General features: G+C 72.3%; 16 protein-coding genes. 11 read left to right on the forward strand and 5 right to left on the reverse strand.

Annotated elements, in window-relative coordinates:
* The first annotated feature begins 4 nt into the window (after positions 1 to 4).
* From ABZ370_RS08895 to ABZ370_RS08930, 8 genes are all read left to right on the forward strand, one after another.
* Positions 5 to 1,234, forward strand: a complete 1,230-nt coding sequence (locus tag ABZ370_RS08895; protein ID WP_358618400.1) for a glycosyltransferase — start codon at positions 5 to 7, stop codon at positions 1,232 to 1,234.
* A gap of 74 nt (positions 1,235 to 1,308) precedes the next feature.
* Positions 1,309 to 2,280: a prolyl aminopeptidase gene (pip, locus tag ABZ370_RS08900; protein WP_358618401.1), complete on the forward strand. Its 972-nt coding sequence runs from the start codon at positions 1,309 to 1,311 to the stop codon at positions 2,278 to 2,280.
* A 114-nt stretch (positions 2,281 to 2,394) separates the two neighbouring features.
* Positions 2,395 to 3,102, forward strand: a complete 708-nt coding sequence (locus ABZ370_RS08905; protein ID WP_358618402.1) for a DUF2470 domain-containing protein — start codon at positions 2,395 to 2,397, stop codon at positions 3,100 to 3,102.
* A gap of 89 nt (positions 3,103 to 3,191) precedes the next feature.
* Positions 3,192 to 4,346 carry an inorganic phosphate transporter gene (locus ABZ370_RS08910; RefSeq protein ID WP_358618404.1) on the forward strand — a complete coding sequence of 385 codons (1,155 nt, stop codon included), beginning with the start codon at positions 3,192 to 3,194 and terminating at the stop codon, positions 4,344 to 4,346.
* A 31-nt stretch (positions 4,347 to 4,377) separates the two neighbouring features.
* A complete protein-coding gene (locus ABZ370_RS08915; protein ID WP_358618405.1) occupies positions 4,378 to 4,611 on the forward strand; it encodes a hypothetical protein in 234 nt (77 codons plus the stop codon).
* Between the two features lie 19 nt (positions 4,612 to 4,630).
* On the forward strand, positions 4,631 to 5,545 hold the full coding sequence (ppk2, locus tag ABZ370_RS08920; RefSeq protein ID WP_358618406.1) for a polyphosphate kinase 2: 915 nt from the start codon (positions 4,631 to 4,633) through the stop codon (positions 5,543 to 5,545).
* On the forward strand, positions 5,542 to 5,904 hold the full coding sequence (locus tag ABZ370_RS08925; protein ID WP_358618407.1) for a DUF952 domain-containing protein: 363 nt from the start codon (positions 5,542 to 5,544) through the stop codon (positions 5,902 to 5,904). The genes ppk2 and ABZ370_RS08925 overlap by 4 nt, the downstream gene beginning before the upstream one ends.
* Positions 5,905 to 5,913: 9 nt before the next feature.
* Complete coding sequence (locus tag ABZ370_RS08930; protein WP_358618408.1) at positions 5,914 to 6,834, forward strand: LysR substrate-binding domain-containing protein; 921 nt, start codon at positions 5,914 to 5,916, stop codon at positions 6,832 to 6,834.
* Between the two features lie 11 nt (positions 6,835 to 6,845).
* Here the strand turns inward: ABZ370_RS08930 and ABZ370_RS08935 are convergent, their stop codons facing one another.
* Entirely contained in the window at positions 6,846 to 7,118 is a 273-nt protein-coding gene (locus ABZ370_RS08935) for a hypothetical protein (protein WP_358618409.1), read from the reverse strand.
* Between the two features lie 130 nt (positions 7,119 to 7,248).
* Here ABZ370_RS08935 and ABZ370_RS08940 point away from each other — a divergent pair, with 130 nt between their 5' ends.
* Together ABZ370_RS08940 and argB are read left to right on the forward strand one after the other, a co-directional pair.
* On the forward strand, positions 7,249 to 8,040 hold the full coding sequence (locus ABZ370_RS08940) for a LysR family transcriptional regulator (protein WP_358618410.1): 792 nt from the start codon (positions 7,249 to 7,251) through the stop codon (positions 8,038 to 8,040).
* Between the two features lie 54 nt (positions 8,041 to 8,094).
* A complete protein-coding gene (argB, locus tag ABZ370_RS08945) occupies positions 8,095 to 8,964 on the forward strand; it encodes an acetylglutamate kinase (RefSeq protein ID WP_358618411.1) in 870 nt (289 codons plus the stop codon).
* A gap of 4 nt (positions 8,965 to 8,968) precedes the next feature.
* Here argB and ABZ370_RS08950 read toward each other — a convergent pair whose 3' ends face one another.
* Positions 8,969 to 9,478, reverse strand: coding sequence for a GNAT family N-acetyltransferase (locus ABZ370_RS08950; RefSeq protein WP_358618413.1), 510 nt, complete (start codon positions 9,476 to 9,478; stop codon positions 8,969 to 8,971).
* On the reverse strand, positions 9,475 to 11,052 hold the full coding sequence (locus ABZ370_RS08955; RefSeq protein WP_358618414.1) for an amidohydrolase: 1,578 nt from the start codon (positions 11,050 to 11,052) through the stop codon (positions 9,475 to 9,477). The genes ABZ370_RS08950 and ABZ370_RS08955 overlap by 4 nt, the downstream gene beginning before the upstream one ends.
* 98 nt (positions 11,053 to 11,150) lie before the next feature.
* On the opposite strand from ABZ370_RS08955, the gene ABZ370_RS08960 reads away from it, so the two are divergent.
* Positions 11,151 to 12,251, forward strand: coding sequence for an alpha/beta hydrolase-fold protein (locus tag ABZ370_RS08960; protein WP_358618415.1), 1,101 nt, complete (start codon positions 11,151 to 11,153; stop codon positions 12,249 to 12,251).
* A 4-nt stretch (positions 12,252 to 12,255) separates the two neighbouring features.
* Here ABZ370_RS08960 and ABZ370_RS08965 read toward each other — a convergent pair whose 3' ends face one another.
* Together ABZ370_RS08965 and ABZ370_RS08970 are read right to left on the reverse strand one after the other, a co-directional pair.
* Entirely contained in the window at positions 12,256 to 13,878 is a 1,623-nt protein-coding gene (locus ABZ370_RS08965) for an ABC transporter ATP-binding protein (protein ID WP_358618796.1), read from the reverse strand.
* A 128-nt stretch (positions 13,879 to 14,006) separates the two neighbouring features.
* The gene (locus ABZ370_RS08970; protein ID WP_358618417.1) at positions 14,007 to 24,899 is read right to left on the reverse strand and encodes an amino acid adenylation domain-containing protein; all 10,893 of its coding nucleotides are present in this window, start codon (positions 24,897 to 24,899) and stop codon (positions 14,007 to 14,009) included.
* Positions 24,900 to 24,947: the final 48 nt, after the last annotated feature.

A 24,947-nucleotide genomic window follows, 5' to 3' on the forward strand; every position in this document is an offset into this window, starting at 1 on the left:
GACGATGCGTGTGGTGCTGTCGACGTACGGGACACGCGGGGACGTCGAACCGCTGGTGGCACTCGCGGTGCGGTTGCGGGCGCTGGGCGCACAGGTGCGGGTGTGCGCGCCGCCGGACCAGGAGTTCACGGACCTGCTGGCCGGTGTCGGCGTGCCGCTGGTGCCGCTCGGCGAGCCGGTGCGCCCGACCATGCATGGCGCGGCGCCACCGTCGTCGGCGGATCTGTCCCGGCGCCGTATCGAGTTGGTCGCCGCGCAGTTCGACACGGTCGCCGCGGCGGCCGAGGGAGGTGACGCGCTGGTGGCGGCCGGTCTGGGGCAGGTCGCCGCGCGGTCGGTGGCCGAGCGGCTGGGCATCCCGTATGTGTACGCGAGCTACCACCCGGTCAGCCTGCCCTCGCCGCACCACGCGCCGCCGCCACGGCCGGGCATGCCGCTCCCACCGGACGTGACCGGCAACCGCGCGCTGTGGGACGCGGATGCCCAGAACCTGAACGCGCTGTTCGGCGAGGCGCTGGCCACCCGGCGGGCGGCGACCGGGCTGCCCCCGGTGGCCGACGTCCGCGACCATGTCCTCACCGGCCGCCCGTGGCTGGCGGCGGACCCGGTCCTGGGCCCGTGGCGGGCGACTGCGGACCTCGACGTCATACAGACCGGCGCGTGGATTCTGCCGGACGAACGCCCGCTCCCGGCCGAGTTGGACGCGTTCCTGGACGCCGGAACACCACCGGTGTATGTGGGCTTCGGCAGCATGCGCGCCCCGGAGGACGTCGCCCGGGTGGCCGTCGCGGCGGTCCGCGCGCAAGGCCGCCGCGTCCTCGTCTCGCGCGGCTGGGCCGGGCTGGACCTGATCGACGACCGGGAGGACTGCCACGTCGTCGGCGAGGTCAACCAGCAGGCCCTGTTCGCCCGGGTGGCCGCCGTCGTGCACCACGGCGGCGCGGGCACGACGACGGCGGCCGCCCGGGCCGGTGCGCCCCAAGTGGTGGTGGCGCAGATGGTGGACCAGCCGTACTGGGCGGGCCGGGTGGCCGGGCTGGGCATCGGCGCGGCACACGACGGCCCGGTGCCGACCGCCGCGTCCCTGTCCGCCGCGCTCAGGACGGCGCTGGCCCCCACGACCCGCGCGCGAGCGGCCGCCGTGGCGGGCACGATCCGCACCGGTGGGGCGGCGGTGGCCGCGAAGCTGCTGCTCGGCACGGTCGGCCGGGAAAGGGCGGCCAGGTCCGCGTAAAACACGCGTGCCGCGTCGCGGTGGTCGGCTAGCCTCGCGAGGTTGTCCGCCACGCCCGCAGCGAGGAGACCGTCATGGCCCAGCCTTTCCCGCCCGCCGAACCGGACGCGCACGGACTCCTCGACGTCGGCGACGGCAACCGGATCTACTGGGAGACCAGCGGGAACCCCGAGGGGAAGGCGGCGCTGTGCGTGCACGGCGGCCCCGGCAGTGGCGGGCGCCGTGGCAGCCGCACGATGTTCGACCCCGAGGTCTACCGGGTCGTCCTGTTCGACCAGCGCGGCTGCGGTGAGAGCCGTCCCCATGCCTCCGACCCGGCCGTCGGTCTCGCTCACAACACCACCCGCCACCTCGTCGCCGACATGGAGCGGCTGCGCGAGCACCTGGGCATCGAGCGCTGGCTCCTGCACGGCGGCTCCTGGGGGTCGACGCTGATCCTGGCCTACGCGGAGCGCTACCCCGAGCGGGTCTCCGAGATCGTCATCGCAGGCGTCACCACGACCCGGCCGGAGGAGACCGACTGGCTCTACCGCGGCGTCGGACGCCTGCTGCCCGGCCCCTGGGAGGCGTTCCGCGACGCCCTTCCGGCCCGGGACCGCGGCGGCGATCTCGTGGCCGCCTACGACCGGCTGCTCAACGCCCCGGACGAGGCGGACGAGTCGGTCCGGGCCAGGGCGGTGCGGGACTGGTGTGCCTGGGAGGACGCGGTCATCGCCCATGAGGTGCTCGGCAGTCCGGGCTACTACAGCGACAAAACCGACGACGCGCTGATGGCCTTCGTCCGGATCTGCGCGCACTACTTCGCCCACGACGCCTGGTTGGAGGACGGGCAACTGCTGCGGGACGCGCACCGGCTGGCGGGCATCCCGGCGGTGCTGATCCACGGACGGCTCGACCTGGGCAGTCCGCTGAAGACCGCGTGGGAGCTGTCCAAGGCGTGGCCGGACGCGGAGTTGAAGGTGATCGACGACTCGGGGCACACGGGCAGTCCCGCGATGCGGGACGCGGTCCTGGAAGCGATCGCCCGATTCGGGAGGAACCGGTAGCGACCGGCTCCCCCGCTCACTCTCGGGACTACCCGAATTCCGCTCCGTGAGTTAGGTTAGGCATACCTAAGTAGCCCGCTTGGTGTTCGCCTCCCCGCGCCTGGAGTTCCCCGGATGCGTCCTTTCCCCACCCGCACCGTCACCCCGACCGCCGCCGAGCGCGTCCGGTCGATCCTCGCCGCCGCCCACTCCATGTCCGTGGTGAGCGACGGCGTCAGCACCGAAGTCCGCCGCCTCGACGGCACGGGGGCGATGGGCCACTTCCACCTCCACCCGCCGTTCGAGGGCACCGAGGGGGCGCAGACGGCGATGCGCGTCCCGGTGCGGCTGGAGCTCACCGACATCGCCCCCACGCCCGTACGCGACCGCCTTCGCGCCCGCGTCACGGTGACCGGGCTGCTGTCTGCTCCCTACGACGCGGAGGCCGCCGAGAGCACCTGCCTGGAGTTCGGCCAGGCGGTCCTCGAAGACACCGGGGGACGCTCGTACGTCACCCTCCACACCCTGCAGGCGGCGCCGCTCGACCCCATCGCGACCAGCGAGGCGAGCATGCTGACCCATCTCGTGGACGACCACAGCGAACTCGTGCCCCTGCTGCTGCGCCTCGTCCACCCCCACCCGGAGAAGGGCATGGTGCGCGCCCTCCCCGTGGCGATGGACCGCTACGGCCTCACCCTGCGCCTGGAATACCCCCGCACCCACCACGACGTCCGGCTGCCGTTCAAAACCACGGTGACCGACATCAACCAGGCCGGGCCTCAGATCCACGCCCTCCTGACCACGGCCCGCCGCCTCTCCCACACGGGCAACCTGCTGGCCTGAACCACCGGGCGCGTCAACCGGTGAGGGTCCTTGTACTTCCTTTGCCACGAGTTCGCCGGGCATTGGCCTGAGCTTGTTTGCATACAGGAATGGACCACATCACCTTTCTGGTGGCGGTCGTCATCGTCACGGCGCTCGCCTTCGACTTCACCAACGGATTCCACGACACCGCGAACGCGATGGCAACCTCCATCGCCACCGGCGCGCTCTCCCCCAGAACGGCGGTTCTGGTGAGCGGAGTGCTCAACGTCGTCGGTGCCTTCCTGTCCACCGAGGTCGCCAAGACCATCTCCGGCGGCATCGTCGACGACACCCTGGTCACCCCAGGCATGATCTTCGCGGGGCTGGTCGGGGCGATCCTCTGGAATCTGCTGACGTGGCTCGTCGGGCTGCCGTCGAGCTCGTCGCACGCCCTGTTCGGCGGGCTGATCGGGGCCGTGTGGGTCGGGGCGGGTGCCCACGGGGTGCACTTCGACAAGGTCATCGAGAAGGTGCTGATCCCGGCGGTGGCCTCGCCGCTCGTGGCCGGTGTCGCCGCGCTGCTGGCCACGTACCTCGCGTACCGGCTCACCGACCGCGCCCGCAAGAAGTCGGTGACCAAGGGCTTCCGGGCCGGTCAGATCGCCTCGGCCTCGCTCGTCTCCCTCGCGCACGGCACGAACGACGCGCAGAAGACCATGGGCGTCATCACGCTGACCCTGATCTCGACGGGCGCGCTCGGCCATGACGCCGGTCCGCCGCTGTGGGTGATCGGCTCCGCGGGGCTCGCCATCGGCCTGGGCACCTACCTGGGCGGCTGGCGGATCATCCGCACGATGGGCAAGGGCCTCACCGAGATCCAGTCGCCCCAGGGCTTCGCCGCCGAGACCGCCTCCACCACCGTCATCCTCACCTCCGCCCACCTCGGCTTCGCCCTGTCCACCACCCAGGTCGCCTCCGGCAGCATCCTCGGCGCGGGGCTTGGCCGCAGGCTGGCGGAGGTGCGCTGGGGCGTCGCGGGCCGCATGGTCATCGCCTGGATGGTCACCCTGCCCGCCGCCGCGGTGGTCGGTGGCGTCTCCGCGAGCGTGGTCACCAACGGCGGCAACATCGGCGCGGCGGTCGTCGCGCTGATCGGCGCGGCCCTCGCCGCCGGCATCGTGATCCTCTCGCGCCGCAACCCCGTGGACGCGCGGAACGTGAACGAAACCCACGAGGTCACCCTCCGCACCGAGCAGCCGGCCACGGTCGGCACGGCCGCGTAAGTTCCTTTCGCATCACGGGAGTTGAAGAACCATGCATCTCGACTGGAACGCACTCGGCCAGGTCACCGCGGTGAGCATCGGCGCCACCGTCGCCGTGGTCACCGTCTTCGCCCTCGGCGTCCTGGGCCTGGCCCGAGCCGAGGCGGCCCGCGAGGGGAACGGCACCGGCTCCGCCCTCGGCCTCACCCAGGCGGGCCTGTGCTTCGTGGCGTGCGCCGCGGTGGTGGCGTACGGAATCTATCTGATCGTGCCGCAGCTCCACTGAGACCGGAAAGGAGAACCGGATGACCACACCGCCCTTGCTGTCCGAGCTGGCCGACCTGCGGGTCGACTACACCGACCACGACGACCCCGTACTCATCCGGCCGGACGGAAGCCCGGTCGACACCTGGCGGGAGAACTATCCGTACGCGCAGCGCATGGAGCGCCCGGAGTACGAATGGCACAAGCGGCTCCAGCAGATCGAACTGCTGAAGCTGCAGAGCTGGATCAAGGAGACCGGACGCCGGCTCGTCATCGTCTTCGAGGGCCGGGACGCGGCCGGCAAGGGCGGCACGATCAAGCGGTTCACCGAGCATCTCAACCCGCGTGGCGCCCGGGTCGTCGCGCTGGAGAAGCCGACCGAGCGCGAGCGCGGCCAGTGGTACTTCCAGCGCTACGTGGAACATCTGCCGACCGCGGGCGAGATCGTGCTCCTCGACCGGTCCTGGTACAACCGGGCCGGTGTCGAGCGGGTCATGGGCTTCTGCGCGGACGACGAGTACCAGCGCTTCATGCGCCAGGCTCCGCTGTTCGAGCGGATGCTCGTGGACGACGGCGTGGACCTGGTGAAGTTCTGGTTCTCGGTGTCCCAGGGCGAGCAGCGCACCCGCTTCACGATCCGCCAGGTGGACCCCGTACGGCAGTGGAAGCTCAGCCCGATGGACCTGGCCTCGCTGGACCTCTGGGACGACTACACCGCCGCGAAGGTCGCCATGTTCCGCGAGACGGACACGGAGCACGCGCCTTGGACGGTGGTCAAGAGCAACGACAAGAAGCGGGCTCGCGTCGAGGCCATGCGCACCGTGCTGGCCCGTTTCGACTACGCCGACAAGGACGCGGAGGTGGTCGGCACCGCCGATCCGCGCGTCGTGGGGGCGGCGGCGGGTCTGCTGGAGGAGGGCGAGGACGACACGGCACGGGGTATAACCAGGCCATGATCTGTCACGTTGTGCCGTCCGGTGACTGGAAGGCCGAACCCGACCGCCCGTACGCACCCGCTTCCCTGGTGGAGCACGGTTTTGTCCACTGTGCCCCGGACGAGGAGACCACGCTGGCCGTCGTCAACGCCTTCTACCGGACCGCGCCGAGGCCCTTGCTGGCGTTGTTCCTCGACGAGCGCAGGCTGATCCCCGATGTGGAGTGGGAAGCGGCGGTTCCCACCCCGCCGCCCGGGGTCGCGGAGGGCACCTTGTTCCCCCATGTGTACGGGCCCATCAACCGCGACGCGGTCGAGCGGATAGGGGAAATCCAGTGGGATGGGCAAGGCCGCGCAACAGGGTTCAGGAATCCCGGCTGAGGAGCCGCGATGCTCAAGCCCCCGCATCTCCTCACGCTGAAGGCCGTCGTCGGCAGCGGCTCGTTCGCCGTCGCCGCCCGCGACCTCGGCTACACCGCCTCCGCGATCTCGCAGCAGATCTCCGCCCTGGAGAAGGAGACCGGTCTGGTGCTCTTCGAGCGGGAGGCGCACGGCATCCGTCCGACCGCCGCGGCCCACCGTCTGGTCGACCTCAGCGGCCGGGCCCTCGCCGCCCTGGACGACCTGGACCAGCAGGTGCGGGAGCTGGCCACCGGGGCCACCGGGCGGCTGAGGCTGGGCAGTTTCCCGACGGCGAGCGTCCGGCTGGTGCCCGCCGCGCTGTCGGCGCTCGTCGAAACCCACCCCCGGGCGCGGATACAGCTGGAGGAGGGCGAACCGGAGGACCTCCTCGCCCAGCTCACCGGCGGTGACCTGGACATCGCCCTGGTCTACGAGTACGGGCTCAGCCCCCGGCAGTGGCCCGACGGGCTGACCCGCCACCCCTTGCTGCGCGAGGACCTGGTCCTGCTGCGGGCCACGGACAGCAGGCTGGGGGCGAGCCTTCCCCAACTGGCCGGGGCGCGCTGGATCACCAGCGGGGAGGGCACCGCCGGGGCGCTCTCGCTGGTCCGCCTCTGCGCGGCCGCCGGTTTCGACGCGGAGGTCGCGTTCCGGAGCAACAACTACGACGTCGTACGGGAGTTGGTGTCCACAGGGCTCGGAGTGGCGGTCGTCCCCGCGCTCGGCCACGCCCCCAGCGAGGCGATCCAGGCCACCCGGCTCACACAGCGGTCCGCGCACCGCCAGGTGATGGCCCTGCACCGGGGCGAGAACACCAACCCCATGCTCGGCACGGTGCTCGACACCCTGCGGCACGCGGTGCCCGATGACGAGCCATATCTGCACCCGGTCGAGGAGTCCGCGCCCTGATCCCCGCCGGATCAGGCGCCCAGCGGCCTCCCGGAGGCGGCGCGGACCAGGCCGTCCAGCCATGCCTGGTGGCCGTTGAGCATCGGGTTCGGGGTCTGCTCGGCCAACTCGGCGGCGGGACGGCCGATCTGGGTCTCCTGGGTCAGGACGCGGACCCGGCCGCCGGACAGGTCTTCCACCAGCCAGGCGTGCAGCACGTCCAGCCGCTCTTCCGGCGTGCCGTCCTGCTTCGCGGTCCACGACAGGCGGCCCGGAACGCTTTCGGCGGGAGCCTGGAACTCCACGACGTGGGCGGCCAGGGGCGGGAAGCCGAAGGTGCCGAAGCTGAAAACGGTCTCGCCCGTGAGGACGGGGCCGCCGCCGTGGGGGAAGGAGATGCCGTCGACGTTGTCGTAGTACGACTCCCACCTGGAGGTGGCCGCGCGGCTCCCGGCGCACGCCGATCTGAACCTGCTGCGGACGTTCCTGGCCGTCTACCGCGCCGGTACGTTCACCGCCGCCGCTCCCGCGCTGGGGCTGTCCCAGCCCACCGTGACCGCGCAGATCCGCACCCTTGAACAGCAGACCGGCCGCGAGCTGTTCACCCGGCTTCCGCGTGGCGCCGAGCCCAGCCCCTTCGCCCACGAACTCGCCGCGCGGATCGCGGCTCCGCTCGATACGCTCGCCGGTCTCGACGGCGGCAGCCCCCTGGCCGGGAACACGGCACCCGTGCACATTGCCGGGCCGTCCGAGCTGCTGTGCGTGCGTGTTCTGCCCGCCCTGGCGCCGCTCGTCGCCGACGGCGTCCGGCTGCGCGTCGGCCAAGGGCTGCCCGAACCACTGCTGGAGAAGATGCGGACGGGACGCCACGACCTGGTCATCGCCACCCGGCGCCCTCGCGGCCGCGGCCTGGAATCGGTGCCGCTCACCGACGAGGAGTACCTGCTCGTCGCCGCCCCCGCCTGGGCCCGGCGCATCGCCGCGCACCCGCGGGCCGCCGACGAGCAGGCCACCGATGATCTGTGCGCCGCCCTGCGCGAGGTCCCGTTGGTCACCTACGCCGAAGACCTGCCCATCGTGCGGCGCTACTGGCGGACCATCTTCGGCAAGCAGCTCACCACCCGCGCCGCGGTCACCGTGCCCAATCTGTACGCGGTCCTGTCCGCGGTCAACGCGGGCACCGGGGTCAGCGTGCTGCCCCGCTCGCTGCCTCACCAACGCTATTGAGGTTAGGCTAAGCTAACAACATCTTGGGGGGGTCCGGACGAGGCGGGGGCATAGATGAGACCGGTCGTCATCAAGTTCGGCGGTCACGCCATGGTGGACGAGGGCCTGCAGCGGGCGTTCGCCGCCGATGTCGTGGAGCTGCGGCACGCGGGGCTGCGGCCGGTCGTCGTCCACGGGGGCGGGCCGCAGATCAGCGCGATGCTCGACCGATTAGGCCTGGAGACCCGGTTCGAGGCAGGCCTGCGGGTGACCACGGCGGAGGCCATGGACGTGGTGCGCATGGTGCTGTCCGGCCGGGTGCAGCGGGAACTGGTCGGCCACATCAACGCCCACGGGCCCTTCGCCGTAGGGATGACCGGCGAGGACGCGCACACGATGACCGCCGCGCGGCGGCCCGCCTGGGTGGACGGACGGCCGGTGGACATCGGCCTCGTCGGCGACATCGTGGACGTGAACCCGGGCATGGTGCGCACACTCCTGGAGCAGGGGCACATCCCGGTGGTCTCCCCCGTGGCGCGCGGCGCGGACGGGCAGGTCTACAACGTCAACGCCGATCTCGCGGCGTCCGCCCTGGCCGTGGCCCTCGACGCCGAGCGGCTGGTGATGCTCACCGATGTGGCGGGGCTGTACGCGAACTGGCCGCACAGCACCGAGGTGATCGAGCGTCTGACGGCCGACGCGCTGGACGGGCTGCTGCCGGGACTGGCGAGCGGGATGCTGCCGAAGATGGAGGGGTGCCTGCGGGCCGTCCGGGGCGGTGTACGCAGGGCTCATGTGCTCGACGGCCGCGAGCCGCACGCGGTGCTGCGAGGCGTTCTCGGCGAAGCGGGCCACGGCACCACCGTGGTACTCGACAACAGCGCGGATCTCAGCTCGGTCCACAGCCCGGATCACAGCCCGGACTCCGACAAAAGCAGCGTATGAGGGGTCACAGGGCCCGCGCGAGAATCCGCGCGTCGCGCCGGGGGTCCAGCGACTCCGCCCAGGACGCGGGCGCCAGACGCACGGCCGTCGGCGCGAATCCGTACCGGAGGAACAGACCGCCACCGCCGGTCGTCGCCGTGAACACGGCGTCGAGCGACTGGGCGCGCGCCCTGGCCAGCACCGCGCGCAGAAGCCCGGCTCCCACTCCGCTTCCCTGCCGCCGCCCGGCCACGCAGAAGTTGTACACGACGCCCACGGACCCGCGGCCCAGCCCCGGGTCGGCGGAGTGCACACGCAGGCCCACGCAGCCGTCCACGGTGCCGTCGGGGGCCTCCGTCACGAGGAAGTCGGCCGCGTGGCTGGCGTAGAGCGAGGCGGGCCGCTCCCGCAGCGCGCCCGAGCGCACGAAGGGCCGGGATAATGAGGCGAGTTCGGCGGCGTCCTCCTGACGGGCCGCGCGCACGGACGGTGTCGGCGCGGGCAGTACCCCGGCGACCGCCGACGTCCCGTTCACAGCGCCGACGCTCCGGTCTCGCGGCCGTCGACATACGTCGCCACCACCTCGATGTCCCCGATCCGCGAGGGGTCCGCGCTCCGGGGGTCGTCGCCGAGGACGACCAGGTCGGCGAGCTTGCCCGGGGTGAGGCTGCCCAGGCTGTCCTCCCAGTGGCAGGCGAGCGCGCCCGCCACCGTGTAGGCGCGCAGGGCCTCGTCGACGGTGATGGCCTCGTCCGGGCCGATGACCTGGCCGGATTCGGAGGCGCGCTCGACCATGAACTGGATGGCCCGCAGCGGAGATCCGTCGGCGACGGGGCGGTCGGAGCTGCCGACGAGGGGGATGCCATGGTCCAGGAACGCCCTCCCCCGGTAGAGCCAGGGGGCCCGCTCCTCGCCCATGATGGCCGCGTAATCGTCGCCGAAGTAGCGCAGGAAGCTGGGCTGGACGACCGCGCTGACGCCGAGCCGCGCGAAGCGCGGGAGCTGGTCGGGGCGGATCAGACCGGCGTGCTCGATGCGGTGCCGGGCGCCGGGGCGCGGGCGGAGGCGCTGGGCCCGTTCCAGGGCGTCCAGGGCGATGTCGGCCGCGCGGTCGCCGATCGCGTGCACGGCGAGCTGCCATCCGGCCAGGTGGCCGTCCACGATCGTGTCGGCGAGCACCTCCGGGTCGTCCTGCACCTCACCGCTGTGGTCGAGCCCCTCGTACGGGCTGCTGAGCGCGGCGGTCCGGGCCATCATCCCGCCGTCGGTGAAGATCTTCAGCGCGCCCACGGAGAGCCGGTCGCCGCCGAACCCGGTGCGCAGGCCGAGGTCGAGGGCCCGGGGTATGCCGTCGGTGGCATGCGCGGCGGCCGGGCGCAGCCGGTCGGCGGACACCATGAGCTGGACCCGCAGCGGCAACAGCCCCTGTTCATAGGCGAGTTGGTAGGCGCCCAGCTCGACCGGGCTATGGCCGAAGAGGGTGCCGCCGATGCCCGCCTCGGCGCAGGCGGTGACGCCCTCGGCCAGGCAGGTCCGGGCGGCGCGTCCGATCGCCCCGGCCAGTTCCGTCTGGGAGTGCGGCAGGCGCAGTGCGCGGGCGGCCCCCATGGCACCTTCGTCCAGGAAGCCGTTGTCATGGGGCAGGTCGGCGGGGAGCAGGTCCAGGACGGCGGAGTTGACGACGCAGCCGTGCCCGGACTCGTGCAGCATGAACACCTTGTGCCCGTGGCTGACCATGTCGAGTTCGGCAGCGGTCAGATGACGGCCCAGGGGCCGCTGGTCGTAGCCCGCGAGGCTCACCCAGGCGCCGGGCAAGCCCTTGCGGAGGACGGTCTCCTCCACGACGGCGAGCACGTCGTCGATCCGTGTGCACCCCGCGACGCTCGGCGTGTTCTGCTGGAAACCGGTCCAGGCCAGGTGCACATGGGCGTCGATGAACCCGGGCAGCACGGTGGCGCCCCGCAGGTCGATCACCTCGCGGGCGGGCAAGGACGTCACGGCCTCGTCCAGGCCCACGATCCGGCCCCGCCAGATGCCCAGGTCGTGGGCGACGGGGTGGTCGGGGTCCATGGTGACGAACCGTGCGTTCGTCAGTCTGGTGCAGAGCATCGGGCAGGTCTCCCCCGCGGTGAACGCCAAAGTTAGGTTAGGCTCGCCTAATTGACAGGAGCTTATCTGTGTCCCTTCCCTCTCACAAGGAGACGTTCATGCGCCTGGACACGGTCGGCAGGGAGAACACCTTCGCCGCGTTCGGACTCCCCGGCACACCCGGCACCGACGAGTTCTGGGCGGCTGCGCGCACACCCGCGTCGATACCCGCCGACGACGGCGGCTGGACGACCCTGTTCCTGTGGCGCGGGTCCCCGGCGACCATCGGCTTCGAGAGCTGGTCGGAGCCGGTCCCGCTGCGCCGGTGGGGCGACACCGACTGCTGGTACGCCGAGGTGCGCATGCCCGCGCGGCTGCGGGTGACCTACCAGCTCCTCGCGGACGACGCGGCGCACGCCGACCCGTTCAACCCGGCCGGTGCCGGTGGCGACCGGTCCATCGCCGCGACTCCGGACGCCCCGCCCCAGCCGCACTGGCCCGTCGTCGGCGCCACTGACGTGCTGCCCCTCCCCCGCACCCGGGTCCGCTGGAGCAGTGAACGGCTCGGCGGGCGGCGCACCGTGCGCATCCACCCGGTGGGCGGCGGCGGGCCCGTGGTTCTGCTGCTCGACGGGGACGACTGGCTGTATCTCCACCCGGCCATCACCGCGTTCGACTCGGCCTTCGCCAGCGGCGGGATGCCCGCCGTCACGCTCGTCTTCCTGCCCGTCAGGGACCGGGAGGCCGAGTTCGGGTGCGGGCCCCGGCTGTGGGAGGCGGTCCGGGACGAACTGCTGCCGCTGGTGGCGGAATCCGGCGTCCCCGCCGACCCGGACCGGCTGGTGGTGGCGGGGCAGAGCCTGGGCGGGCTGAGCGCGCTGTACGCGGCGCTGGAGTTCCCGGACCTGGTGTCCCGCGTCGCCTGTCAGTCGGGGTCGTTCTGGTGGACGCCCGACGCCCTGGACCTGCCCGACCCCTTGAGCGGCCCGGTCGGCGGGGCCGTCGCCGCGCGCCTGCGGGAGCGCCCCGATCTGTCCGGCCTGCGGATCGCGTTCGACGTGGGGGAACACGAGACACACATGCTCCCCCACTGCACGCTGACCGAGACCCTGACCGGACGGACCGGCGCGACCGTACGGGTGTCACGGTCGGCGTCCGGCCACGACCGGGCGGGCTGGCGGCACGCCCTGCTCAGGGATGTCGCCTGGGCGCTCTCCTAGCCGGTCACCGCGCCACCGCCGAGCAGTAGCCCGGGTCGGTGGCCAGGAGGTTGCGGTGGGTGTCCTCGGCGGTGATGACACCGTCGTCCAGGACGAGGACACGGTCGGCGGCGTCCAGGAGCGCCGGGCTGCTGGTGATGACGATGGTGGTGCGGTCCCGGCGCAGCTTCGCGACGTTGCGCGCGATGAGCTGCTCGGTGACCGCGTCGACGGCCGTCGTCGGGTCGTGCAGCACGAGGACGTCGGTGTCGGCGGCCAGCGCCCGGGCCAGGGACAGCCGCTGGCGCTGCCCTCCGGAGAGGTTCGCGCCACGGTCGCGGACACCGTAGTCGAGCCCCGCGCGGTGGAGGGCGACCACGTCGGTCAGCATGGACGCCTCGACGGCCTCGGGGACCATCCGGCTGGTGCCCGACGGGTCGATGTTCGTGCGGAGGGTGCCCGCGAAGATCTCCCCGTCGTACGGGTTGACCAGCAGGTGTGCGCGGACCGCCTCGACCGCCAGGTCCGCCAGCTCCTGCCCGCCGATCCGCACCGCTCCCTCGTACGCGCCGGGCGGCACGTTCACGGCCAGGACCGAGGCGAGGTCCGCCGCCACGCGCGGCTGGTAGGCGGCGATCGCCACGAACTCGCCCGCCGCCACCTGGAACTTGAGCTCCCGCAGGGCCCCGTACCGGACGCAGTCGAGCTCCAGGTCCCCGCCGGTGGCGGGGCGCCGCGGGCCCGGGGCCGTCACCGGCGGCGCGGCCAGCACCAGGGCCATCCGCTCGGCCGACGCGCGCGCCATCATCACGTACTTCGGCATCTCCGAGAACAGTTTGAGCGGCTCCATGATGAACTGCGCCAGCCCCACGGCCATGACGAGTTCCCCGATGTTGATGCGGCCGTCCCAGGCCAGTGAGCCCGCCGTCAGGGTCACGGCGGCGGCGAGGACCGCGTTGAGGGCGAGCGCGGTGCCCGCGTACACGCCGTTCACCTTGGCGACGGTGATCGCCTGGTGCTTCGCCTCCGTGCTGACCTCGCGGTAGGAGCGGAACGCGGCGTGGTTGCCGCCGAAGCCGTGCAGCGGGCGCAGGCCGGTGATCAGGTCGGCCACCTTCGCGCCCGCCCGCGCCACCCGGGCCTGCTGTTCGCGGGTGCTGGAGCCGATCCGCTTGGACAGCACGCTCAGGACCGAAAGGATCGCGACGGTGCCCACGATCACCAGCAGCCCGAGGCGGACGTCGGCCAGGCCCAGCGCGACGGCGGCGACCGCCACCGCGACCAGGGAGCTGATCAGCAGCGGCACCACCTCGATGATGTCGGCGGTCTGGTCGGCGTCCTCGGTGGCGATGGTCAGCACCTCGCCGGACTTGAGGTCCATGTCCGTGGCCACCGGCTGAAGGCCGCAGGACGCGACCTTCACCCGCCAGTGGTGTGCCTCGGTCGTGTTGGCCTTCTGCAGGACGCGCATGCCGAACCGCCACGACAGCGACACCGTCGTGATGATGACCGCCAGTGCGGCGATCGACAGGCCGAGCGCGCCGAGGCTCCGGTCCCGCATGGTGTGTTCGACGATCAGGCCGAGCGCGATGGGGAAGGCCGTCTCACCCGCCTGGTACAGGCCCATGAGGACGGTGCCCCAGGTCATGGCGCCGAGGTTGCGGCGCAGGGCGGTCCGGAGGATGTCGGCCCCCGGCCGGGGCCGCCGCTCGGGCCGCTCGGGCTGCGTGAGCTGCTGGGGCTGCTCGGGCTGCGTGGGCTGCGTGTCAGGAGTGGTCATCGCGGTGTGCTGTCATCGAGGTGGCGGGCCATCGCTTCCGGGGTTCGCAGGGTGAACAGATCACGGATGGTGATCACAGGACCGTACTCTCGGCGGAGCAGCCCGATCAGCCGCACCGCCAGCATGGAGTGCCCGCCCAGGGACACGAAGTCGCTCACCGCGCTCACCTCGTCGTCGTCCAGGTCCAGTGCCTCGGCGAAGAACTCGCACACCACGGTCTCCGTCTCGGTCTCGGGCCCCCGCTCCCCCGCCGTGGTCAGCGCGCCCAGCGGCTTGGCCTCCGGCAGCGCCTTGGTGTCAGCCTTCCCGTTCACCGTCAGCGGGATGCTGTCGACCCGGGCGTAGTGCGTCGGGCGCAGGAAGTCCGGCAGCCCGGCGCCCACCTCGGCGGCGACGTCCGCCAGTTCGGCGCCCTCCAGCACCAGATAGGCGGCCAGCCGGTACGCGCCGTCGACCCGCGGGTCGGGCTGGGCGACGGCGGCGGTGAACCGCACCGCCGGGTGTGCCGCGAACACGGCCTCGACCTCGCCGAGTTCGACCCGGTGTCCCCGGATCTTGACCTGCTGGTCGGTGCGGCCCAGGTACATCAGGTTGCCGTCGGGGCGGCGTGTCACCAGGTCCCCGGTGCGGTACATGCGCTCGCCGGGTGCGCCGAACGGGCATGCCACGAAGCGGTGCGCGGTCTGGGCGGGCTGCCCGAGATAGCCGCGCGCGATGCCGATGCCCGACACGTACAGCTCACCGGGCACCCCGTCCGGCAGCGGCCGCAGCCATGGGTCGAGCACATACACATCGGTGTTGTCGATGGCCACGCCCACCACCGGGTCCTGGCATTCGAAGGTGCCGACGCCGAGGGTGTTGATGGTGTACTCGGTGGGTCCGTAGAGGTTGTAGCCGACCGTGCCGTCGGTCTCGGCGAGCCGCCGCCACAGTGCCGGGGTGACGGCCTCGCCGCCCAGCAGCACCAGCGCCGGCCGCCGTGCGGGGTTGTCGAGCAGGCCCTCGGCCACCAGCTGCTGTGCGTAGGTCGGCGTCACGTTGATGACGTCGATGCCGTGTTCGAGGCAGTACTCGACCAGCCGGGGCGCGTCACGGCGCAGTTCCTCGTCGCAGATGTGCACCTCGTGGCCGTCGGCGAGCCACAGCAGCTCCTCCCACGACATGTCGAAGGCGAACGACACGGTGTGCGCGATCCGGAAGGTCCGGTGGCCGTGCTCCGCAAGCACCGGTTCGAAGATCCGGCGCTGGTGGTTGATCAGCATGTTGGTGAGCCCGGCGTACTCGGTCACCACGCCCTTGGGCTTGCCGGTCGATCCGGAGGTATAGATCGTGTACGCGGGGTGCCGCAGCCGGTCCGGGTCGTCCGGCGCGAACGTCACGCAGGGCTCGGCGTCCGGCAGCGGACGGTCCAGCTTGAGCAGCTCGCCCGTCAGGCGGTGCGATACGGCGCTCACCGTGAGGATCACCTCGGGGCGGGCGTCCGCGACGATCGCGGCGATCCGCTCGTCGGGGTGGTCCAGCTCCAGCGGCACATACGCGGCGCCGGCGCGCAGCACGGCGAACAGCGCCACGATCGAGTCGAGGGAGCGCGGGACCGCGATTCCCACGGTCGTCTCCGGGCCGATGCCACGCCGGGCGAGCACACCGGCCACCGCGCGGCTGCGGTCCCGGAGCTGGGCGAACGTCATCGTCGAGCCATGGGCCACGAGCGCGACCCGCTGCGGGTCACGGTCCGCTGCCTGGTCGAACCGGTCGACGACGGTGTCCGTGCCGACGTCCGTACGTGCCCCCTGCTGTGGCCGCGGCCCCAGCCCCCGCAACGCACCGACCGGTCCGGTGGAGCGCGCCACGTCGTCGAGGACGCGCAGGAAGTCGTCGAGGAGACGGCGGGCGTTCTCGGTGTCGTGGTCGCGGTACTCCAGCTTGACCGTGAGCCGGTCGCCGGGGGTGACGACCCAGGTGAAGGGGTAGTGGGTGGAGTCGTCGGCCTTCACCGAGGTGATGCCGTGCCGGGTGTTCATCTCGGCGAACGCGTCCATGTCCAGGAAGTTCTGCAGCACGAACAGGTTGTCGAACAGGGTGTCGTGCCCGCTGGCCCGCTGGATCTCGCCCAGCCCCAGGTGCTCGTGTTCCATCGCCTCGACCCTGGCCGCCTGGACGGCCGACAGATACGCCCCGACCGTGTCATCCGGCCGGGCCCGTGTCCACTGGGGCACGGTGTTCAGCAGCACGCCGACGATGCCGTCCAGACCCTCGCCCTCCCGGCCGGAGACGGTCACACCGAAGACGGCGTCGCTACGGCCCGTATGGGCACCCAGCAGAAGGCCGAACGCGCCGGTCAGCACCGAGTTCAGCGTGACGCCGTGTGTCCTGGCCGCGTCCCGCAGCAGCTCCGACCGCTCGGCGGACAGCGTGTGCACGAGGGTGCCCGGCAGATCGTCGGCGAGGGACGGCGCGGGTCCGGCGAGCAGCGTCGGGCCGGGGAGACCGGCCAGGTGCTCCGCCCAGAAGCGCTCCGACGCGGCGGCGTCCCGGGCGCCGAGCGCCCGGGCGTGGTCCTCGAAGCTCGGCGTGGCCGGGACCGGTGCGGGCAGCTCGCCCGCGAGGACGGCCCGGTAGGCGTCGAACAGCTCCCGCAGCACGATCTCGCGGGACCAGCCGTCCCACAGCAGCAGGTGGTAGCTGAGCAGCAGCCCGTCGCGGTCGTCGGGCAGCCGCACCACGGTCATCCGGATCAGTGGCGGCTCCCCCGGGTCGAATCCCGTGTCGCGGTCCCGGGCGCGCAGGGAGTCGACTTCCGCGTCCGTGGCGAGAGCGACCGTGCGGACGCCGACCCGGCGTCCCGCGCCCAGGACCTGGACCGGGTTTCCGTCGTCGTCGGTGGCGAAACCGGCGGCCACGCCCGGGTAGCGCGCGATCACGTACGCCATCGCCTCGGCCAGCGCGTCGGTGTCCAGGCGCCGGTCGAAGGTGAACCAGCTCTGCGCGACGTAGTGTCCGGCCGGGCCCGCCAGCTGGGCCTGGAAGAACAGGCCCCGCTGGAGCGGGGTGACCGGTGCCGTGCGCTCGGCCGTCGCGGAGGCGTCCGCGATGCGTTCCAGCGCGTTCCGCCAGTGCTCGGTGATCTCGTCCGGGATGGACTCGGCGAGGGTGAAGTCCGTGTGCAGGCTTCCGGTGGCCGCGTCGGTCCAGGCGTTGACCTCGACGGCGTACGGGCTGCCCTGATCGCCGCCGGTGACGCGTGGCGCCCGGGACTCGCCGCCCCGGCCGAGGTAGTTGAACAGCACCTGCGGGCGGGGGCCGAGCAGCGGGGCCGTCTGCGGGTTGAGGTATCTGAGCTGCCCGTAGGCGACGTGTGCGCGCTCGTCCGGCTGGCGTTCTGCGACCTCCCGCGCCGCCGCGACGGGGTCGGTGTGCGCCGTGAGCCGCACGGGTGCGATGGCGGTGAACCAGCCGACCGTGCGGGTGTAGTCGTGGTGTTCCAGCGCCGGGACGCGGCCGTGCCGCTCCAGCTCGATGGCGAGATCGGTGGGCGAGGGCTGGACACGGGTCAGCGCGGTGCGCAGCGCGCCGCACAGCAGCTCGGTGAGACCGGTGCCGAGCGCGGCGGGCGCCGTACGTGTCACACGGTCGCTCACGTCGGGGGCGAGCACGACAGTGGTTTCGCGCAACTCGCCTGTCGTCGCCAGCAGTTCGGGCGCCTGGAGCGTGGTGATCCAGTGCCCGAGGCCGTCGGTGGCCTGACCGGACCGCGACGCGAGTGCTTCGGCGTACTCGGCGTAGGACGTGGTCGGCGGGGCCAGCGGCGCCCCGCGCAGAGCGGTGGCCAGGTCGTCCAGCAGGATCAGCCAGGACACCGAGTCGACGGCGAGGTGGTGCGCGGTGACCACCAGGGTGCGGCTCGCCTCCAGCCAGGTGAACGCGACCACGTCCCCGGACTCGGGATCGAGCCGTCCGGCGGCCTCGTTCGCGGCGGCCGTCGCGTCGGTGGTGTCCGTCGCCACGACGGTGACCTCGCGGGCGGGTTCGGTGCGCAGGGCCCACACCCCGTGCTCGACGCGCAGCCGCAGCCGGAGGGCGGGGTGCGCGGCCACCACGGTGTTCGCGGCGCGCTCGGCGTCAGCGAATCCGGCGCCCTCGGGCGCCACCAGTGTCCTGGCCTGGGCGAACCGGGTGAGCGATCCGCCCAGTTCACGCTGGCGCAGGATGATCGGCGTCGGCGTCAGCGGGCCGTCCTCGTGGCGCGGGGCGGGTGTTTCGGCGTTCGGTGTGCGCGTTCCCAGGTGTTCGGCGAGCGCGCGCGGTGTTCTGAACAGGAACACATCCCGTGGCGCGATCGGCAGGCCGAGCGCCCTGGCCCGGTTGATCACGGTGATGGCGACGATGCTGTCGCCCCCGGCCCGGAAGAAGTCGGTGTCGCCGTCCACGGCGGATTCGGGCAGCGTGTCCGCGAAGATGTCGACCAGTGCGGCGAGCGCGGAATCACTCATGGCCGCCGGGGTGTCGTCCTGTGCGGCGGCGCGCCGGATCAGGGCCTCGCGGTCCAGCTTGCCGTTGACCGTCAGCGGCAGGGCGTCGACCGGCAGCACCCGGCCCGGCACCATGTGCGCGGGCAGCTTCGCGGACAGCGACTCGACGAGGTCACCGGGCACCCGGCCCACGAGGTGTGCGACCAGGTGGTCGCCGCTGTCCGCCACGGTAACGGCCACGTCGACCACACCGTCGAGTTCCCTGACCGCGGCCTCGACCTCGCCCAACTCGATACGGAAGCCCTTGAGTTGGACCTGATCGTCGGCGCGGCCGGTGAACTCCAGCTCGCCGTCGAGGGTGCGGATGGCGAGGTCGCCCGTGTGGTACATGCGGGAGCCGCCGCCCGCGAACGGGTCCGCCACGAACCGGCCCGCGGTGAGCCCCGGCCTGCCCAGATAGCCCAGCGACACCTGGTCTCCGGCGACGTAGATGGCGCCCTCCCGGCCCGGCGGCACCGGCCGGAGACGGTCGTCGAGCAGATAGGTGACCAGCCCGGGAATCGGCCCGCCGATCGGGCTGACGTCCCGGCCGGGGCCGAAGTCCTCGTCGGTCAGCACCCGGTGGGTGACATGGACGGTGGTCTCGGTGATGCCGTACATGTTGACCAGCTCGGGCGCACCGGTACCGTGCCGCTCGACCCAGCCGCGCAGCCGCCCCAGGTCCAGTGCCTCGCCGCCGAAGATGACGCGGCGCAGTGCGGGCAGCGGCTCGCCCGCATGCCGGTCGGCCTCGATGAACTGGTAGAACGCCGACGGGGTCTGGTTGAGCACGGTCACTCCGCGCTCGCGGACCAGCCGGTGGAAGTCGACCGGCGAGCGGGTCAGCCCGTACTCCGGCACCAGCAGCTCGCCACCGTGTGCCAGCGCGCCCCACAGCTCCCAGACCGCGAAGTCGAAGGAGAAGGAGTGGAACTGGACCCATATGTCGTGGGGGCCGAAGTCCATGGCGGGCCGGGTGTTCGCGAGCAGTGTCACCACGCTGGAGTGCGGGACCACGACGCCCTTGGGCCTGCCGGTCGATCCGGATGTGTAGATCACGTACGCGGGGTCGTGCCACCCGGCCTCCGGGCCGGGCCCGGTGGTGGCCGGTGACGGCTCGTCCCCCCGCACAAGCACCCGGGCCCGCACTCCCGCCCGGGCCAGCAGCCGGGTGAAGCGGTCGCGCTGCTCGCGTTCCACGAGGACGACCTGCGGAGCGGCGTCGGCGAGGATGTACTCCAGCCGTTCGTCCGGGTACGCCAGGTCCAGCGGTACGTACGCGCCGCCCGCGCCGACGATCGCGACCAGGGCGACGACCTGTTCGAGCGAGCGCGGGACGGCGACGGCGACCCGCTGCCCCGGACCGACCCCGGCCGCGCGCAGAATTGAGGCCAACTCGTGCTTGGCGTCGGCCAGTTCGCCGTAGGTGAGTGACCGGGCGCCGCCGTCGAGACCGCACTGCGTGACGGCGGTGGCCGCCGGGTCGCGGCGCGCGGCGGCGTCAAAGAGCCCGCCCAGAGTGGTCGGGGCGATCCGCCCTGGACTCCGGGTGGCGTCCTGCGCCAGGTCGTCGACCAGGGTGTCCGGCCGGGTGAGCAGGCCGGTGAGGGCTTGGGTGAAGGTGTGCAGGATCGCCCGGGCACTCGCCTCGCGCAGCAGTTCGCCGTCGTAGATCAAGTTGAAGCGGGGGCGGCCGTCGAGCGCGCGCTCGACGACCAGCGTCAGCGGGTAGTGCGGGGCGCCCTCGTTGACGATGCCGGTGATGGCGAGCGTGTCGTCGGGCCGTCGCAGCGCGTCCACGTCGGTGGCGACGTCGAACACCACCAACGTGTCGAACACGGTGCCCGTGCCGGTCCGGCGGCCGATCCGCGCCAGCGAGACATGCTGGTGCGGCAGCACCGCGCTCTGGTGTTCCCGCACCGAGGCCAGCAGGTCACCCGCCGTGGTGGCACCGGCCCACCGGGCGCGCACGGGGATGGTGTTGATGAACAGCCCCACCATGTCCTCGATGCCGGGCACATCGGCGTCACGCCCGGACACCGTGGAGCCGAACACCACATCCCTGCCGTGCAGGATGGAGCCCAGTGTCACCGCCCAGGCGCTGTGCACGGCCACGCTCAGCGGCACACCGGCCGACCGGGCGGCCGCGTCGATGTCCTGCCCCGGTGCCACGGCGATGTCGGCGAACCGGTCGGACGGGGTGTGTCCCTCGGCAACCAGCGAGGGGCCGGGCAGCCCGGCCAGCTGCTCGCGCCACACCCGGTCGCTCTCGTCGTCGTCACGTCCGGCGAGCCGCCGCACGTAGTCGGGGAAGCCGCCGAGCGGGTACCTGGTCCCCGGCGCGTGGTATTCGGCCAGCAGCGCGCGGAGCATCGGCGGCACCGACCAGCCGTCGGCGATGATGTGGTGCACGGTCTGCACCAGGACGTCTCCGCCGGGGCCCCCGCGGATGAGCGTGTACCGCATCAGCGGACCGGTGGCCAGGTCGAACCCGGCGCGGCGGTCCCGCTCGGCCAAGCGGCGGATCTCGTCGTCGGTGATGCCGGGGCGGTCCAGCGTGGTGAAGGGCGCCTCCCCACCGCTCTCCAGTACGGAGACCACACGGCCGTCGGCGAGGGCCACGAACCGGGCGGCCAGGTTCGGGTACAGCGTGAGCAGCCGGGTGGCCGCCACCGCGAGCCGGTCGGCGTCCACCTCGCCGTCCAGTGTGAGCAGTTGCTGCTCGACGTAGGCGCCCGCCGAGTCGCCGTCGAAGACCGAGTGGAAGTACAGGCCCTCCTGCAACGGGGTCAGGGGCAGGATGTCGCGCAGCGCCGGGCCGTCCAGTGCGTCGACGTCGGTCTGGGTGAGCGGCACCGCGCCGAAGTCACCGGGCGAGTGGCCGCCCTGGTCGAGCGCGGCCAGCCCGCCCAGGGTCTCGCGGAAGTATCCGCCGATCGTCGCGATGTCCTCGTCGGTGAACATCCCCTCGGGCCAGGAGATGGTGGTGACCAGTTCGTAGGCGCCCCTCGAGGCGGGTTCGGTGATCGCGTTGAACTCCAGGGCGCGCGGCAGACGCATCCTCAGGTCGCGCTTCTCACCCAATTGGCCGGTGGCGCCAGCAAGTTGCCAGTCACCGGAGGTGCCCGCGTCGAAGCGGCCCAGGTAATTGAACAACACCTGCGGTGCGGGCGCGTCGAACTCGGTGCCGTGCAGGTAGCGCAGGGCGCCGTAGGAGACGCCGTTGCCCGGCACACGGGCGAGGTCGTCCTTGACAGTCTTGAGCGCGGCGGCCAGATACGCGGGGGCGGTGAGATCGGCCGCCGCGCCAGGGTCCACGGTCACCGGGAACAGGGTGGTGAACCAGCCCACGGTCCGCGACAGGTCCGGCTCGAAGCCCGCGGTGTCCGCCACGAACCGCCCCTCGCGGCCGTGGCCTTCGAGTTCGATATGCGCGAACGTCTGGTCCTGGCCGAGGTCGCGGCGCCACCGGACGAGGGTGACGGCGAGCGCGGTCAGCAGTACATCGTTGACGCCCGCGTGGAACCTCGCGGGAATCTCGCCCAGCAGCGCGGCCGTGACCTCGGGACCGGCACAGACGGTCCGTACCCGCTCCCGCGCGACGGTGTCGGCTTCGGACAGCGCCCGCCTGCCCACGGGCCCGTCCGCCCCCGGCAGGGGACGCCGGAAGTAGGCGCGGTCCATGTCGAACGCCGTGTGCTCCAGCAGTTGTGTCCAGCGCCGGAACGACGTGCCCACCGGGGGCAATTCGATGGGCGCGCCCGAGGCGGACTGCCGCCACGCCGTGGCCAGGTCGTCCATCAGGACCCGCCAGGACACGCCGTCGATCACCACGTGGTGCACGACCACCACCAGTTGCCGGGCCGGGCGTCTCCAGACGGCGCGCAGCATCACGCCGCCCGCCGGGTCCAGCCCGCCGGTGGCGAGCGCGACACACTCCTCCAGCGGCCGGTCGCTCTCCTGCCACACCGCCGTATCCCGGGCCGTCTCCGGGATGTCGAAACTCCAGCGGTCGCCGCGCACCAGCGCGGCGCGCAGCATGTCGTGCCGCCGGAGCACGGCGGCGAGGATCTCCTCCAGGGCGTCGGCGGTCAGGTCCACCGGGGTGTTCAGCACGACCGACTGCACGAAGCCGTCAATCGCGTCCGTGGTCTCACCGAGCCATCGCACGATGGGCGATCCCACGACGGGCCCGGTCGGGACATCCTCGTGGTCCACGGTGGAGGTGTCCTCGACGACCGCCACCGCCGCCAGCGCGCCCACGGTGCTGTGGGTGAAGATCTGCCGTGCCGTGAGGTGCAGGCCCGCGTCGCGGACCGCGCTCAGCAGCGAGATCGCCAGCAGGCTGTCCCCGCCGAGCTGGAAGAAGTCCTGGTCGACACCGACCTCGTCCAGCCGCAGCACCTTCGCGACCGCCGCGCACACCACGCGCTCGTTCTCGGTGGCGGGCGGGGCGAGCGAGCCCGTCCCGATCACGGGTTCCGGCAGCGCGCGGCGGTCGAGCTTGCCGTTCGCGGTGAGCGGGAACTCCGTCATCACCACGAGGTGGGCGGGCACCATGTACTCCACCATGTGCGCGGCGGCCCACGCCGTGACCTCGTCCGCGCGCAGGTCCTCGCTCCCGGCGGCCGGGATCACGTACCCCACCAGGTAGGTGCCGCCCGCCGTGTTCTTCTTCGCGACGACACAGGTGTGCCGCACCCCGGGGTGCTCCGCGAGGCCGACCTCGACGTCCTCGATCTCCAGCCGCATACCGCGGATCTTGACCTGATTGTCGGCGCGGCCGAGGAAGTCCAGCGAGCCATCCGGGGCGAATCGCGCCAGGTCACCGGTCCGGTACAGCCGGGACCCGTCGCCCGCGAAGGGGTTCGCCACGAACCGGGACGCCGTCAGACCGGGCGCGTTGATGTACCCGCGGCCCAGGAGGAATCCGCCCGCGTACAGTTCGCCGCCGACCCCGACCGGGACCGGGCGCAGTTCGTCGTCCAGCACGTACAACTGGGTGTTCGGGTTGGCCTTGCCGATCGATGTCGACAGGCGTTCCGCCGCACCCCGGTAGATGACGTGCGAGACACCGATCGTCGTCTCGGCCGGGCCGTAGCCGTGGTACAGCGGGATGTCGAGCCGGGTGCGGAACCGCTCGTACAGCTCCGGGGTCAGCACCTCGCCGCCGCACCACACATGGCGCAGGCTGTCCAGCCGTCCGGAGTCGCCCGCCATCTCCAGCAGCACGTCCAGCATGGACGACACCAGGTACGTGAAGGTGACGCGCTGCTCGGCGATCACGCTCAGGAGGTGGTGCGGGTCGCGTTCGCCACAGGGCCGCAGGACCACCAGCCTGCCGCCGGAGACCAGTGGCAGGAAGATCTCGTTGATGGAGATGTCGAAGGACAGCGGCGCCTTGAACAGCGACGCGTCGTCGGGGCCGAAGCCCAGGATCTCGTCGACCTGCCACAGCAGACGCTCGCTGATCGCCTCGTGCCGGATCATCGCGCCCTTGGGCCGCCCGGTCGAACCGGAGGTGAAGATCACGTATGCCAGGGCGTCGCCGGGGACGGTGACCCCCGGGCCTTCGGCGGGGTGGCAGCCGAAGCGCCAGTCGCCGAGGTCGACGGCCACGGCTTCCGGTTCGCCCGGGGCGGGTTCGCCCGAGTCGTTGAGCTGCAGCACGACCTGGGCGTCGTCGATGACGACGGCCCGGCGCGCGGCGGGCCACCGCGGATCGAGCGGTACGAACGCGCCCCCCGCCTGGACCACGCCGAGCAGCCCGATCACCATCTCGGCGGAGCGGCCGAGGGAGATGCCGACGACCTGTTCGGGGCCGAGCCCGCGGGCGATCAGCTGGTGGGCCAGCTGACCGGCCAGTTCGGCCGCCTCGCGGTAGGTCAGCGACCGGTGCTCGTCGACGATGGCGATGGCGTCCGGCCTGGTCCGCGCCTGCTCGCGGAACATCTCCACGATGGTCGGGCGGACCCGGTCGGCGTGGGTGTCGTTCCACTCGGCCAGGGCGTCGAGCCGCGCCGCCACGCTGGACGGGCCGATGGTGCCCAGGGGCCGGTCCGGGAAGTCGGCCAGGTCGTCGAGCGCGAGCTGCGCGTCGGCCGGCAGGACACCTTCCGGGACCGTGATGCTCCAGCCGTCCGCGCCGACCTCCCAACTGCCGTTCCCCGCACCTCCGTTGTCGACCCATCCGAGGACGTCGGCGAACAGGGTGGCGGGGGTGAGGTCGATGCCGTCGGGGCTGCGGCCCGTGGCCCAGTACGACAGCCCGATGGCGCACGCTTCGGCGATGGTCCGGTCGGAGAAGTCCCCGGTTCGGCGGCGCACGTCGGCAACGCGTGCGGAAGAGAGCGGTACGCGGCGAGCGCTCGGTTCCATCATCGAAGACTCAGCATTCCTTCCACGTCATGAAAACCTCACCTGAATCAG

The sequence above is a fragment of the Streptomyces sp. NPDC005962 genome (genome assembly GCF_040629205.1).
Taxonomy (GTDB): Bacteria; Actinomycetota; Actinomycetes; order Streptomycetales; family Streptomycetaceae; genus Streptomyces.